12 protein-coding genes and 1 tRNA gene are annotated in these 14086 nt (G+C 71.8%); 7 read left to right on the forward strand and 6 right to left on the reverse strand.

What is annotated here, in order from left to right; genetic code table 11:
• On the reverse strand, nucleotides 1-433 hold a 433-nt coding region (locus tag D7V93_RS22720), incomplete at its 3' end, for a tetratricopeptide repeat protein (RefSeq protein ID WP_341870959.1).
• 209 nt (nucleotides 434-642) lie between these two features.
• Here D7V93_RS22720 and D7V93_RS22725 point away from each other — a divergent pair.
• The 4 genes from D7V93_RS22725 (at nucleotide 643) to D7V93_RS22740 (ending at nucleotide 6239) form a co-directional block, all read left to right on the forward strand.
• Nucleotides 643-718: transfer RNA gene (locus tag D7V93_RS22725), tRNA-Ala, on the forward strand.
• 105 nt (nucleotides 719-823) lie between these two features.
• Nucleotides 824-1441, forward strand: a complete 618-nt coding sequence (locus D7V93_RS22730) for a DUF2760 domain-containing protein (RefSeq protein ID WP_120645409.1) — start codon at nucleotides 824-826, stop codon at nucleotides 1439-1441.
• Nucleotides 1442-1558: 117 nt separating this feature from the next.
• Complete coding sequence (locus D7V93_RS22735; protein WP_120645410.1) at nucleotides 1559-3421, forward strand: Hsp70 family protein; 1863 nt, start codon at nucleotides 1559-1561, stop codon at nucleotides 3419-3421.
• Nucleotides 3422-3446: 25 nt separating this feature from the next.
• Nucleotides 3447-6239 carry an Hsp70 family protein gene (locus D7V93_RS22740; protein WP_120645411.1) on the forward strand — a complete coding sequence of 931 codons (2793 nt, stop codon included), beginning with the start codon at nucleotides 3447-3449 and terminating at the stop codon, nucleotides 6237-6239.
• Between the two features lie 197 nt (nucleotides 6240-6436).
• On the opposite strand, the gene D7V93_RS46790 is transcribed toward D7V93_RS22740, so the two are convergent.
• The 3 genes from D7V93_RS46790 to D7V93_RS22755 all read right to left on the reverse strand — a co-directional run bounded on the left by D7V93_RS46790 (nucleotide 6437) and on the right by D7V93_RS22755 (nucleotide 10257).
• On the reverse strand, nucleotides 6437-6877 hold the full coding sequence (locus D7V93_RS46790) for a hypothetical protein (protein ID WP_244237448.1): 441 nt from the start codon (nucleotides 6875-6877) through the stop codon (nucleotides 6437-6439).
• 229 nt (nucleotides 6878-7106) lie between these two features.
• Nucleotides 7107-8915: a bifunctional metallophosphatase/5'-nucleotidase gene (locus D7V93_RS22750; protein ID WP_120645412.1), complete on the reverse strand. Its 1809-nt coding sequence runs from the start codon at nucleotides 8913-8915 to the stop codon at nucleotides 7107-7109.
• Between the two features lie 58 nt (nucleotides 8916-8973).
• Complete coding sequence (locus D7V93_RS22755; protein ID WP_120645417.1) at nucleotides 8974-10257, reverse strand: myxosortase-dependent phytase-like phosphatase; 1284 nt, start codon at nucleotides 10255-10257, stop codon at nucleotides 8974-8976.
• A gap of 138 nt (nucleotides 10258-10395) precedes the next feature.
• On the opposite strand from D7V93_RS22755, the gene gmd reads away from it, so the two are divergent.
• Both gmd and D7V93_RS22765 read left to right on the forward strand, forming a co-directional pair.
• A complete protein-coding gene (gene gmd / locus D7V93_RS22760) occupies nucleotides 10396-11367 on the forward strand; it encodes a GDP-mannose 4,6-dehydratase (RefSeq protein WP_120645413.1) in 972 nt (323 codons plus the stop codon).
• A 1-nt stretch (nucleotide 11368) separates the two neighbouring features.
• Nucleotides 11369-12301, forward strand: coding sequence for a GDP-mannose 4,6-dehydratase (locus D7V93_RS22765; protein WP_120645414.1), 933 nt, complete (start codon nucleotides 11369-11371; stop codon nucleotides 12299-12301).
• 27 nt (nucleotides 12302-12328) lie between these two features.
• Here D7V93_RS22765 and D7V93_RS22770 read toward each other — a convergent pair whose 3' ends face one another.
• Entirely contained in the window at nucleotides 12329-13063 is a 735-nt protein-coding gene (locus tag D7V93_RS22770) for a hypothetical protein (protein ID WP_167509487.1), read from the reverse strand.
• A 90-nt stretch (nucleotides 13064-13153) separates the two neighbouring features.
• Here D7V93_RS22770 and ybiA point away from each other — a divergent pair, with 90 nt between their 5' ends.
• Nucleotides 13154-13666, forward strand: coding sequence for a riboflavin biosynthesis intermediates N-glycosidase (ybiA, locus tag D7V93_RS22775; RefSeq protein ID WP_120645416.1), 513 nt, complete (start codon nucleotides 13154-13156; stop codon nucleotides 13664-13666).
• Between the two features lie 8 nt (nucleotides 13667-13674).
• Here ybiA and D7V93_RS45095 read toward each other — a convergent pair.
• On the reverse strand, nucleotides 13675-14086 hold a 412-nt coding region (locus D7V93_RS45095), incomplete at its 5' end, for a hypothetical protein (protein ID WP_443651949.1).

Below are 14086 nucleotides of genomic sequence, written 5' to 3' on the forward strand. Positions count from 1 at the left end.
GGCGGGGGATCTCCACCTTGTACTGCTGCAGGAGCGTGACGGTCTCCGGATCACCCGGGTCCGCCTGGTACGCCTTGAGGAGGCTGGCGCGGCCGTTCTCCTGCTCACCGCCCTTGATGAGGAGCACGCCCGCCATGCGCAGGGCGGCCTTGTCCTCGGGCTGGACCTGGAGGGCGCCCTGGACTTCCTCCAGCGCCTTCTTGTCCTTGTTCTGCGCCGCGTAGACGCGGGCGAGGAGCAGGCGTGGGTCGGCCGCGGTCGGGTGGGCCTTCACGCCCTTCTTGCAGACGACCATGGCCTCCATGAAGCGCCCCAGGTCCAGGTACGCCTCCGCCAGGGGCTTGTACGCATCTGACGAGGGATCGGAAGCGAACGAATGCTCAAGCTTCGCGAGCTCGGTGGGGCTCAACGTCTTCGATGGGGAGGTGGACATGAACCAGAAGGGGGGGCCCGGAGGAGACCGGCCGGGAAGGATGCGGTGCCGAAAGCGGTTTTTATGGCATCCGCTGCGCGGCACGTCAATCGCAGGGTTGCTGGTGAAAAGGAGCTGCTTGACAGCAAGCTGGGGCTCCGGTACTAGCCCCATCACTTCGTCGGTCCCAACACCGGCGGGGCGCAGCACAGGCAGGCGTAGTCCGTCATGGGGGCGTAGCTCAGTTGGGAGAGCGTCGCGTTCGCAATGCGAAGGTCGTCGGTTCGATCCCGTCCGCCTCCACCATGAAGTACCGAAGGGCCTCACGGGAAACCGTGAGGCCCTTTGCATTTCAGGTCATTCCGGTCGTTGCTGAATTGCAAAGGCTTCGGGCTTTGTTATCCGGGGCCGATGACCGACCCGTCCGCCTCCCTGTCGTTCTTCGCCCGCTTCTGGCTCGCCTGGCTGTGCTTCTGGCGCTGCCTCGTGTCCCGCGAATTCGCGCAGGCCGTGTTGCCGACCTCCCGCGCCTACGATGCCGGTCAGCTCAAGGAGCTTCCGGCTGGAGCCGGGGCCCCCCCGCCACCCGTGAAGGTGCCCGCCGTCCAGGCCCCCGTGGCGCCGCCGCCTCCGCTGCCGCCGGAGCGCGAGCACGCCAGCGCCCTGTCGCTGCTGGCCATGCTCCAGCGCGAGGGGCGCTTCCTGGACTTCGTGCAGGAGAACGTGGCGGCCTTCCCGGACGCGGACGTGGGCGCGGCGGCCCGCATCGTCCACGAGGGCTGCCGCAAGGTCGTGCACCAGTACCTCACGCTCCAGCCGGTGCTGCCGCAGGGTGAAGGCGACAAGGTGACGGTCCCGGACGGCTTCAACGCGCAGCGCATCCGGCTGACGGGCAACGTCGCGGGGCAGCCTCCCTATGGGGGCACGCTCCGGCACCACGGCTGGGTGACCACCGAGGTGAAGTTCCCGTCCGTGAGCCCCGCGATGGAGCCCCGGGTGCTGGCCCCGGCGGAGGTCGAGCTCCCCTGAGGTTTGCCCGGGCTCCGACCGAGCTTCGACCGAGCTCCGGGGCAGCGCTTCCAGTCCCTCCCCTTGCCTTCCAGGTGAAAGGAACCAGGGTCCCCCCGACAGGGGTTCCTGACCGATATGGCCCGATACTCCATCGGCATCGACCTGGGCACCACGCACTCCGCGGTGTCCTACTTCAACCTCGAGGACGGCAAGCCGCGCGGCCCGTCGCAGTCCATGCTGCCCGTGCCGCAGGTCACCGCGCCGGGCACCGTGGAGGCGCGCCCGCTGCTGCCCTCGTTCCTCTACCTGCCCGGCGCGCAGGAGTTCCCCGAAGGCAGCCTTGGCCTGCCGTGGAGCCCGGAGCCGGGCGTCATCGTCGGTGACTTCGCCCGCTCGCACGGGGCCAAGGTGCCCACGCGGCTCGTCTCCTCCGCGAAGAGCTGGCTGTCGCACCCGGGCGTGGACCGCAGGGCCGCGCTGCTGCCCTGGCAGGCCCCGCCGGAGGTGCAGCGCGTGTCCCCGCTGGACGCGTCCGCGCGCTACCTGCGCCACCTCAAGGAGGCGTGGGACCACACCTTCGCCCGCGCCCAGGACGAGTCGGGCAACGCGCTGTCCCAGCAGGAGGTCATCGTCACCGTCCCCGCCTCGTTCGACGCGGCGGCGCGCGACCTGACGCTGGAGGCCGCGAAGGCGGCGGGCATCGAGCACATCACGCTGCTGGAGGAGCCGCAGGCCGCGCTGTACGCGTGGCTGGAGGCGATGGGGGAGAACTTCCGCAAGCAGGTGCAGCCCGGCGAGGTCATCCTCGTGGTGGACGTGGGTGGCGGCACCTCCGACTTCTCCGTCATCACCGTGAGGGACCGCGAGGGCGACCTGGAGCTGCTGCGCGTGGCGGTGGGCGACCACATCCTGCTGGGCGGCGACAACATGGACCTCGCCCTGGCGCACACGCTCAACCAGCGGATGGCCGCCGAGGGCCGCAAGCTGGACGCGTGGCAGTTCAACGGCCTCACCTACGGGTGCCGGCACGCGAAGGAGACCCTGTACGCGGATCCGTCCATGGACCGCGTGCCCATCGCCATCCCGGGGCGGGGCTCGTCGCTCATCGGCGGCACGCTGCGCACGGAGCTGACGCGCGAGGAGCTGGACCGCGTCCTCACGGACGGCTTCTTCCCGGTGTCCCCCGTCACGGACCTGCCGCGCACCGCGCGCCGCACGGGCCTTGCGCAGATGGCGCTGCCCTACGCGCAGGACCCGGCGGTGACGAAGCACCTGGCGGCGTTCCTCACCCGGCAGGCGCAGGCGCTCGCGGCCAGCGCGGACTCGCCGGTGGACGTGGCGGGCAAGGGCTTCCTGCACCCCACGGCCGTCCTCTTCAACGGCGGCGTCTTCAAGGCGGGGCCGCTCAAGGGCCGCGTGATGGAGGTCCTCAACGCGTGGCTGGAGGCGGAAGGGGCGCCCGCGGCGAAGGAGCTGGAGGGGGCGGACCTGGACCTCGCGGTGGCGCGGGGCGCGGCGTACTACGGCTGGGTGCGCCAGGGGCACGGCCTGCGCATCCGCGGCGGCACGGCGCGCGCGTACTACGTGGGCGTGGAGACGGCGATGCCGGCGGTGCCGGGCATGGAGCCGCCGGTGAAGGCGCTGTGCGTGGCGCCCTTCGGCATGGAGGAAGGGACGCAGGCGGACGTGCCGCCGCAGGAGTTCGGGCTCGTCACCGGGGAGCCCACGAGCTTCCGCTTCTTCGCGTCGTCGGTGCGGCGCGATGACCGGGTGGGCGTGCTGCTGGACGACGTGGACTCGGAGCTGGCGTCGGGGGGGCTGGAAGAGGTGGCCCCCATCGAGACCACGCTGCCCGGCCAGGCCACTCCCTACGGGGACCTGACGCCGGTGAACCTCCAGGCGGCGGTGACGGAGGTGGGCACGCTGGAGCTGCGGTGCCTGCAGAAGGACGGCCCCGGGCGCTGGAAGCTGGAGCTCAACGTGCGCATGAAGGAGTAGAAGGGGCCCCGTACACCGGAGGCGTATGCGAATCGTCGGCATCGACCTGGGGACCACCCATTGCGCGGTGGCTTCCGTGGATCCAGGCAAGGGCTCGGGGGCGCCCGTCGAGGACTTCCCCCTGCCCCAGCTCGTCCGTCAGGGCGAGGTGGCCGCGCGCCCGCTCCTGCCGTCCACCGTCTACGTCCCCGCCGGCCACGAGCTGGCCCTGGAGTCGCTGCGCCTGCCCTGGGGCGACGACGGCGGCCCCTGGGTGGTGGGCGAGCTGGCCCGCTGGCAGGGCGCGCGGGTTCCCGGGCGGCTCGTGGCCAGCGCCAAGAGCTGGCTGTGCCACCCGGGCGTGGACCGCTCCGCGCCCATCCTCCCCTGGGGCGCGCCCGCGGACGTGCAGAAGCTGTCCCCCGTGGACGCGTCCGCGCTGCTGCTCACGCACATGGCGCGCGCGTGGGACTTCGCCCACCCGGACGAGCCGCTCGCGAAGCAGGAGGTGGTCATCACCGTCCCGGCCTCCTTCGATGAGGCGGCGCGCGCCCTCACGGTGAGCGCGGCGCGCAAGGCGGGGCTGGAGAAGTTCACGCTGCTGGAGGAGCCGCAGGCGGCCTTCTACGACTACACCGCGCGCCACCGCTCCGACCTGGAGCAGACGCTTTCCCAGGTGCGGCTGGTGCTGGTGGTGGACGTGGGCGGCGGCACCACCGACTTCACGCTGGTGCACGCGGGCGTGTCGCCGGAGGGGCCCATGCTGCGGCGGCTCGCGGTGGGCGACCACCTGATGCTGGGCGGCGACAACATGGACGCGGCGCTCGCGCGGCGCATGGAGGAGAAGCTCTTCTCCTCAAGGACGGCCGACGGCCGGCGCCTGTCCGCGACGCAGTGGACGCAGGCCATCCAGGCCGCGCGCACCGCGAAGGAGGAGCTGCTCGGGCGCGAGCCGCCGGAGAAGTACGGCCTGTCGCTCATCGGCGAGGGCAGCCGGCTTCTGGGCGGCACGCTGTCCACGGAGCTGGGCCGCGACGAGGCGCACGCCCTGGTGCTGGACGGCTTCTTCCCCCTGTCCCCTCCGGAGGAGAGGCCCCGCCGCTCGGCGCGCATGGCGCTCCAGGAGCTGGGCCTTCCGTACGTGCAGGATCCAGCCGTCACCCGGCACCTGGCGGCCTTCCTCGCGCAGCACGCGGCGGCGGGCTTCGCGGCGCTGGGAGAGACACCCGCCACAGAAGGCGCCCTGCCCCGCCCGGACGCCATCCTGCTGAACGGCGGCGTCTTCAACTCGCCCCAGATTTCGGCGCGGCTGGTGGACGCGCTGTCCGCGTGGTGGCCGCAGGCCCCGCGCATCCCGCTCCTGAAGCACGAGTCGCTGGAGCTCGCGGTGGCCCGGGGCGCGGCGTACTACGGGCTGGTGCGGCGCGGGCACGGCCTGCGCATTGGCGGCGGCGCGGCGCGGGCCTACTACGTGGGCCTGCAGCGCGGCGCGGACAGCACGGAGCAGCCCACGCTCTGCCTCATCCCGCGCGGCTTCGAGGAGGGCCAGAAGGTGGACCTGGGCGAGCGCCCCTTCACGCTCACCCTGGGCCGCCCGGTGCAGTTCGCGCTCTACTCCACGACGAGCGACCGCATCGACAAGCCGGGGGACCTGGTGCCCCTGGCGGAGGACCTGAAGCCGCTTCCGCCCATCCACACGCTGCTCAAGGGCGCATCGGGCAAGGCCACGGAGGTGCCGGTGCACCTGCAGGCGGCGCTCACGGAGATCGGCACGCTGGAGCTGTACTGCGTCTCCAACGTGGCGGACGAGCGCTGGCGCCTGGAGTTCGAGCTGCGCGGCACCGGCGGCTCGCACGAGCTCACCGTCACGGAGTCCATGCCCGCGCGCTTCGCCGAGGCGAAGGACAACGTGGAGCGCGTCTACGGCAACAAGCCGCTGCCCCTGGGGCCCAAGGACGTGAAGCAGTTGGGGCGCACGCTGGAGAAGGTGCTGGGCCCGCGCGAGACGTGGCGCGTGCCGGTGCTGCGCGAGCTGTGGAGCACGCTGTACGCGGGGGCCAGCAAGCGCCGCCGCACGGACGACCACGAGCGCGTCTTCTACAGCCTCACCGGCTTCTGCCTGCGCCCCGGCTTCGGCTACCCGCTGGACGGCTGGCGCGCGGAGCAGACGTTCAGCCTCTTCGACGCGCTGGTGCAGCACCACACGGACAAGGCGGTGTGGACGGAGTTCTGGGTGATGTGGCGCCGCATCGCGGGTGGCCTCACCGAGGCGCAGCAGCAGAAGCTCTACGGCTACCTCCAGCCGCACCTGGCCCGGCGCATCCCGCTGGAGCCCCCCGCGCAGGCCAGCAAGCTCAAGGGCATCCAGCCCGAGGGCCTGGACGAGATGGTCCGCACCGTCGCCTCGCTGGAGCACCTGCCCCCGGGTGACAAGGCGGAGGTCGGCCGGTGGATCGCCGCGCGCCTGAAGGCCGAGTCCCGCTCCGGCGGCCCCTGGGCCTGGTCCCTGGGCCGACTGGGCGCGCGCGTGCCGCTGTACGGCAGCAGCCACAAGGTCGTGGACGTGGAGACGGCGCAGGCGTGGCTGGAGCTGTTGCTATCGCTGGACCTGCGCAAGGTGGACGGCGCGCCCTTCGCCGCCGCCCAGCTCGCGCGGCTCACCGGCGACCGCACGAGGGATCTGCCGCCTGAGCTGCGCGAGCGCACGGCCGAGGCGCTCGTCGCCTCGAAGGCGTCCGACACCTGGGTGCGGATGGTGCGCGAGGTGGTGGCCCTGGACCGCGCGGATGAGGCCCGGGCGCTCGGCGACACCCTGCCGGCGGGCCTCGCGCTGTCCTGATCCGAGCAGCCGCCCCGACGCCACGGCCCGGGGTGGCGCGGTCCCTTTGCCTGACACACGAAACCCGTCCCGGGCGGATCAGCCCGGCACGGGTCGGACGTGAAGGGCGGGCTTCGCGACTCCGGGCGGATCCATGACGTGTGGGGCGCGAGCGTTGGCCGCGCACCCCACCCGGGCGGAACCTCCCCGGCGGTGGATCAGACCAGGGCGGTGGCCGTCACGTCGGTCTCGTCCTGGACCGCCGCGACCTGCGCGGCGGGCTCGATGAGCGTCGGCTCGACGGGAGCGGCGTCCAGGGGGACGGCCGTGACGACCTGGAACACGGGCTCCACGGGGGCCGCCGCCACGACGGTGGTGGCCTGGGCCTCGTCCTTCTTCGGCTTCTTCGTGCCCGCGCCCGAGCGGCAGCCCCGGCACCACGGCTGGTTGCGGATGGCGCCGTCCGCCATCTTCCGGAGCCCGAACTGCGCCAGCGGCCTGAGCGTCTTGCACTTCAGGCACATCAGCGAGATGAGCACCTCCTGGCCGTCCGCGTCGTAGACGGAGGACTTGCGCCGCTTGCGCGGCTGACCCGGCTCACGCGCCTTTTCCTTCTCGGGCGCCACCGGGACCATCATCGGGGTCACTTTGTAGAGCATCTCTGTCCCTCCCACGCACGGGATCCGGCTTGCACACGCTGACCAGGGGCCGCGCCGACAAGGGCTCTCGCGTGCCCTAGAGTAAGGAGGTTTCCTCCCGTTGGAAACTGATCCCAGGCCGAAAATTCGGCCCGGGCGCCTTTCGCTGATCTTTCGCTGGGTTGCGGCTCCGTTCAGTGCCAGCGGATCAGCGGAGGAGGAAAATTTCCAACCCCAGGAGCCACCCTCCTCAGGGCTTCGCGTCGGCGCAGGGCGCCGTGCCCGGGACCGTGTGCACGCGGCCAAGTGCCGGCGGCTTCAGGGTATTTCCCTGCGCGCGGCCGTACTCGGTCAGCGCCTCGCGCAGGGGCTGGCCCTGCAACAGGCTGATACGCTCCGGTGGCAGCGTGGACGTCAGCGGCCCCACCCCATCTCCGCCGCGCACGAGGAAGTCCGGCACGGCGACGCGGTAGGTCCCCTTCGCCTTCAGCGGCGCGCCACCCGGCAGCGTCACGCCCTTGAAGCGCTCCGGCCCCGGGCAGGCCGCGAGCGTCACCTCCAGGCCGGACACCGCGAAGACGCCCTTGCGGCCGCCATAGGCCAGCGTGAGGAAGCGGCGCAGCTCGTCCGCGGTCAGGTCCAGCACCGCGAGCGTGTTGTCGAAGGGAAGCACTTCGTAGAGCTTCCCGAAGGTGAGCGGCCCCTGGGGCAGGTCCGCGCGGATGCCGCCCGCGTTCATCACCGCCGCGTCGGTGCGGGCCACCTTCCGCATCGCGTCCGCGATCAGGTTGCCCAGCGCGCTCTCGGCTTCGTACACCTGGGGCATGCGGGCCTGGATGGCCACGCCCACCGGGCGCCGCTGCTCCTCCTCCACGCGCGCCTCCGCGGGGGCCACCAGCGCGGCCACCTTCGCGTCCGGCGTCACCGGTGCGCCCAGGAAGGTGGCCGGCACCATCCGCACGGCCTTCGCGTCGCGCAGGCGCAGGGGGTCGCAGGTGTTCAGCGTGGCGTCCACGGCCCCGCACACCGGGATGGCGGCCTGGATGCGGGTGCGCTCGGGCAGCACGCGGCGCTTCACCGGATCCACGAAGAGCTCCACCACGCCGAACAAGCGGGCCAGGCCCGCCGTCTCGATGACCGGCACGTCGCCGAAGAAGTGCCCCATGGGCTGGTGCGTGTGGCCCGCCACCACCGCGTCCACGGAGCCCGGGGGCAGCGCGTCCAGCACGGCGTAGATTTCGCCGTCGTCCCGCGAGCACCCCGACGTGTCGCGCGGGTTCGACAGGTCCGGGCACTTGCCGCCCGCGTGGGCGATGGCGACGACGACCTCCGCGCCCTTTTCGCGCAACGTGCGGGTGGCCTCCAGCGCGGACCGGGCGAGCGACTCGAAGCGCAGGCTCGCGACGTTCGCGGGGTTCGTCGTCTGGGGCGTCTGCAGCGTGGACAGGCCCAGCAGGCCCACCTTCACGCCCTTCACGGTGACCATCGTGGTGCCGTCGTTGCCCAGCCACGCCGGGTGCCGGCCGTCCTTCTCGCGCACGTTGGCGGACAGGAAGGGGAACTTCGCCTGGGCCATGCGGGCCTTGAGCGCGCCCAGCGGATCCTCGTCTGGCCGCGTGGCCTGGGGACCCGGGCCCACCGGCCCGTAGTCGAACTCGTGGTTGCCGATGGCGACCGCCGCGTAGCCCAGCAGGTTGTACACGTCGACGACGATGGCGCCCTCGACCAGGTTGGACGCCAGCGTCCCCTGGAACAGGTCCCCGCCGTCCAGCAGCAGCACGCCGTCCGGGTTGTCCGCGCGCAGCCGGGCCACGTAGGACGCGAAGAGGGCCGCGCCGCCCTCCTCCACCTTCTGCCCGTCCGGCAGCGTGGCGCGGTGGGGCATCACCCAGCCGTGGAAGTCATTGGTGCCCACCAGCGTGAGCCGCACGGGCTCCGCGGCTTTGGCGACGGCGGGCGGAGCGGCGGGCGTGACGGCGTCGGGAGCGGGTGGCGGACCGCCGCGGCAGGCGGAGGCGAGCGCCGTGAGCGCCAGGACGGTGAGGCGGAGGGTGCGCATGGGGCGCGCACTTCATCCCGCCCACCCCCTGCTTTCAACCCGCAACCGTCCAGCCGCTTCAGCTCCGGCGCCGCCGTCCCAGCAGCGCCAGGGCCAGCAGGCCCAGCATCGCGGAGGCGGACACCGACGCGCTGGAGCACCCGCAGCCGCCCTCGTCCGTGCCGGGGCCATCGCCGCCCGGGTTGTCGCCCGGATCGACGATGACGCCCCCACCGCCATCCCGCGGGGTGCCGCCATCCCCGGTGGTGCCACCGTCCCCGGTGGTGCCACCATCGACCTGCTGCGCGATGGCCAGGGGCGGTGAGAAGGCCCGAGCCACGTTGCCCCAGGAGGTGAGCTTCAGGTTTTCGCCCTGCGTGCTGGCGCTGAGGCCGTCATGCGCGACGAAGAGCCCCTCCGGGAAGGCCGCGCCCAGCGCGCCCGGATACGCCACCAGGCCGCGCGACAGGTCCACCCCGTCGGAGCCGCCGTCCTGCACCACCTGGAAGGACCCCACCCGGCCCAGCGTGCGCCGGTCGAAGACGACGAAGGCGTTCGCGTTCGGATCCGCGGCCACGAGGTAGCCATCCGCCCCGGACGTCTCGTACAGCGTCAGCCGTCCCACCGACGACAGTCCGCCATCCCCCAGGGGCACCACCTGCTGGCCCGTGGTCCCGCCATCCGCCTCCACGCCGTAGCGGTAGAGCCCCTGCCCCTGCTGCGCCACGTAGACGGCGCCCAGGGCCTGATCCACCACGAGGCCCGTCACGGTGCCGACGTTGAGGTCGCGGACCGGGGTGGCGCTGACGCCACCGTCCGTGGGAGTCAGCACGAACTGTCGCAGGCCCCCGCTCGAAAGGCCTCCGAAGGCCTGGAACGTCCCGTCCGCCCCGCGGGTCAGGCGCACCGTCCCGTAGGCGACCCCCACATCCAGCGGGGCCGCCGTCGGCGCCAGTCGGGTGAGGCCCCCGCCCCCGTCCGGCGAGGAGTCCACCACGTAGGGCACCAGGCCCGTCAGCGTGGGGTTCGCGCTGAGCACCAGCGCCTGGGTCGCGCCGCCCCCCGCCGGGAACCCGTACGCCACGTCCACGCTCGACGACGCGCCTTCGGTGGCGGCCTGCACCTCCGTGCCGTCCAGGGCGAAGAGGAACAGGCCGTTGTTCTGGTCGGACGTGATGAGGCGGCTGGCCCCGGGGTTCGAGGGGTTCACCCACAGGGCGACGTCGTTCACGGTGCCCGCCCCGGAGCGGGCGCCGGGCCGCGTCTGCGACGTGTAGGGAACCTGGACGGGAGGCGTCGACTGTGCCCCCGCCGCCGTGCTCACGAGCAGGGCCGTCATTGCTGCAAGGGGGGGGATGCGCATGGGCGACTCCTGGGCAGGTCGCTCCCTACCTAGGCACTTGGCCTGTCTGGTTCAAGTTCCTGGAACCCTGGAACGGTTGGCAGAGAGCGAAAGGCTCGGGTACAACGAACACCGTCTTCCAGCGAACAGACAAGGGCCATGGCCAAGCGCGCACTCATTACGGGCATCACGGGGCAGGACGGCAGCTATCTGGCGGAGCTGCTGCTCAAGAAGGGCTACGAGGTGCACGGCATGGTGCGCCGCTCTTCGGAGGAGAAGTTCGAGCGCATCGCTCACCTCCAGGGGAAGGTCCAGCTGCACCAGGGCGACCTGTTGGATCAGTTCTCGCTGGCGGCGCTGTTGAGCCTCACCCAGCCGGACGAGGTCTACAACCTGGCGGCGCAGTCCTTCGTGCCCACGAGCTGGAACCAGCCGGTGCTCACCGGTGAGTTCACGGCGCTGGGCGTGACGAAGATGCTGGAGGCCATCCGCCACACCCGCCCCCAGGTGCGCTTCTACCAGGCGTCCTCCAGCGAGATGTTCGGCAAGGTGCTGGAGGTGCCGCAGACGGAGGACACGCCCTTCTACCCGCGCAGCCCGTACGGCGTGGCGAAGGCGTACGGCCACCACATCACGGTGAACTACCGCGAGTCCTTCAAGCTCTTCGCGGTGAGCGGCATCCTCTTCAACCACGAGTCGCCCCGCCGTGGCCTGGAGTTCGTCACGCGCAAGGTCACGTACAACGTGGCGCGCATCAAGCACGGGCTCCAGGACAAGCTGCCCATGGGCAACCTGGACGCCAAGCGCGACTGGGGCTTCGCGGGCGACTACGTGGACGCCATGTGGCGCATGCTCCAGCAGGACGAGCCGGACGACTACGTCGTCTCCACCAACGAGACGCACACCGTGAAGGAGCTGGTGGAGATCGCCTTCGCGCGCGTGGGCCTGGACTGGCAGAAGTACGTGTTCACCGACCCGGCGTTCGTGCGCCCGGCGGAGGTGGACCTGCTCATCGGCGACGCGGCCAAGGCGAAGAAGAAGCTCGGCTGGGAGCCCACCGTGCGCTTCAAGGAGCTGGTGGAGATGATGGTCGACGCCGACCTGGAACGCGTGAAGGCAGGGCAGCGGTAAGATGCGCGTCCTCGTCACGGGAGCGGATGGCTTCGTCGGCCGGCATGCCTGCAACGCCCTCAGGGCGGCCGGCGACGAGGTGGTGGAGGTGCATGGGCCCCGCGGCGAGGGCATCAGCAGCACCGCCCTGCATTTCGACATCGCCGACGAGGCGAGGGTCAAGGCGGCGGTCTCCGACGTGAAGCCGGAGGCGGTGCTGCACCTGGCCGGCTTCAGCTCGGTGGCCAAGAGCCACCAGAACCCCGCCCGGGTGTTCGCGGTGAACACCATGGGCGTGGTGCACCTGCTCACCGCGCTGCGCGAGAGCGCGCCCAAGGCCCGCGTGCTGGTGGTGGGCTCGGGCGAAGTCTATGGCCCGGTCGCCGAAGGCACGCTCGCGACGGAGTCCCACCCGCACGTGCCCCTGAGCCCGTATTCCGCGTCCAAGTCCGCCGCGGAGCTGGCCGGGGAGCAGTTCTTCCGCAGCTACGGCATGGCGGTCATCCTCGCCCGGCCCTTCAACCACCTGGGCGCGGGGCAGGACCCCACCTTCGTGGTGCCGTCGTTCGCCGCCCAGATTCGCGCCATCGCGCTGGGCACGGTGGACCCCATCCTGCGCACGGGCAACCTGGACGCCGTGCGCGACTTCTCGCACGTGAAGGACGTCGTGGACGCGTACCGGCTGCTGCTCACCCAGGGTGAGCCGGGGCAGGCCTACAACGTCTGCAGCGGCGAGGGCCGTACCATCCGCGGCCTGCTGGAGGAGATGCTGCGCCTGTCCGGCGTGCAGGCGCGCATCGAGCTGGATCCCGCGCGGCTGCGTCCGTCGGACATCCCCAGCCTCGTGGGCTCCGCGGAGAAGCTGCGCGCCCTGGGCTGGTTCCCGAAGCTCTCCGTCGCGGATGCGCTGCGCGACGTGCTGGGCCCCAAGGTGGGCGGCGCTCCGTCCCACTGACGGAGGGCGCCTGCGTCCTGGCGTGCCTCACCCGGGGCGCGCCAGGGCCTCCCACGCCTCGAATCTCCGGTCCAACGCGGTGAGGGCCCACAGGTCCGCCGCGTTGCCCGGCGTCAGCGCGGCCAGGTCCCGCTGGAGGAACTCGCGGGCTTTGACTTCGCCCCACTCGGACAGGATGCGCAGCGCCATCAGCGACGACTTGCGCGCCACCATCCGCAAGAGCACATCCACCACGCGCGGGCTGCGCTCCGCCGCCGCCAGTCGCTGCACGGCCTCATGGCGCGACTCAGGCGTGGACTCCTCCGCCTCCAGGGGCGCGGCCAGCTCCTCGAAGCGCGCCACGTCCAGGAGCGCGGTGGGACGCGTGCTCTCCCAGTGCTCCACCGTGACGGTGGTGCGCCCCTTCGCCACGCACTCCCGGCGGATGCCATCCCCGCGCAGCACGTCCAGCACGCGCTCCGGCGCGGGCGTGCCCCCCTCCACCGTGCGCAACGCGCGCTGGGCCAGCATCTGGGACTGACCCAGCAGGTGCGTGCGCAGCACCGTGGCCTCCGCCGCCGTGGGGCTCCCGGACGTCACCCGGTCCCACTTGAGGAACACCTCCGCCATGCCGCGCTCGCGCACGTACCAGCGGTATTCCAGCCACACCGCGCCCCCTCGGCCCGCGAAGCGGGGGTCCGAAGGCTCGTGGAGGCGGGGCGCGCCCTCCCGGGTGCCGGAGAAACAACGGTCCAACAGCTTCTGGGCTTCTTGAAGTCGCATGGCGGGCGGGCCGGCATTGTAGGAGGGCCTGTCAGGTTCCTCCATCGCATCACGTTCGTGTAAGAAGAACACCAAGCTTGGGAGGCAGGGATGGATGCGCGTTCAGACCGGTTCACGTTCTTCTGGCAGGAAGACTCGCCGTTCTCGCAGTGGCACCCCTCCGTGTTCGAGGTGGAGGGGGTCCGCTACACCTGCGCGGAGCAGTACATGATGGCGGGCAAGGCGCGCCTGTTTGGGGACGCGCGCGTGCTGGAGCAGATCCTGCGCGCCGCCACGCCCAAGCAGCACAAGGCGCTGGGGCGCAAGGTGAGCCCGTTCGACGCGGCGCTGTGGGAGCGCGAGCGCGAGCGCATCGTCTACGAGGGCAACCACGCGAAGTTCACCCAGCACCGGATGCTGCTGGACACGCTGCTCGCCACGGCGGGCACAGAGCTGGTGGAAGCGAGCCCCATGGATCGCATCTGGGGCGTGGGCCTGAACGCGGCGGATCCGCGCATCCAGGACCCGGCCACGTGGCGGGGCTTGAACCTGCTGGGCAAGGTGCTCACCCGCCTGCGCGACGACCTCCTCGCGCAGGGGATGACGCCCATGCGGGGCCCCTGACGCGCCCGTCAGAACTTGAGCTGCGCGGACTGGTCCGGCACGCCGTTGAAGTCCAGGTGCAGGTTCCCGTGGTCGCCGTTGCCCTTCTCGCTCCACGCCTGCTGGAGCGTGGAGAGGTCGAACGACAGGTCCTTGTACATCATGCGCTTGCAGTGATCGCCGTTCGCGTCGTGCAGCACGGTGAGCTCCGCGCGGGGCTCACCGCCCGCCGTCTTCGTGAACCGCCCGTCCCAGGCCAGGCCATAGCGGTGCTCGCGGCAGCCGCCGCCGTGCCGGACGGAGAGCTTGAGGACGTTGCCCTTCACGCTCAGGGACTCGATGGCGATGAGGTCTCGGGGCGCGGGCGTCTCCGTGACCTCCAGCGGCAGCACGACCTCCGCCTCCGGCCCCTCTTCCGTCGCCGCCGGGGCCTTCGTCTCC

Source organism: Corallococcus llansteffanensis (assembly GCF_003612055.1).
Taxonomy (GTDB): Bacteria; Myxococcota; Myxococcia; order Myxococcales; family Myxococcaceae; genus Corallococcus; species Corallococcus llansteffanensis.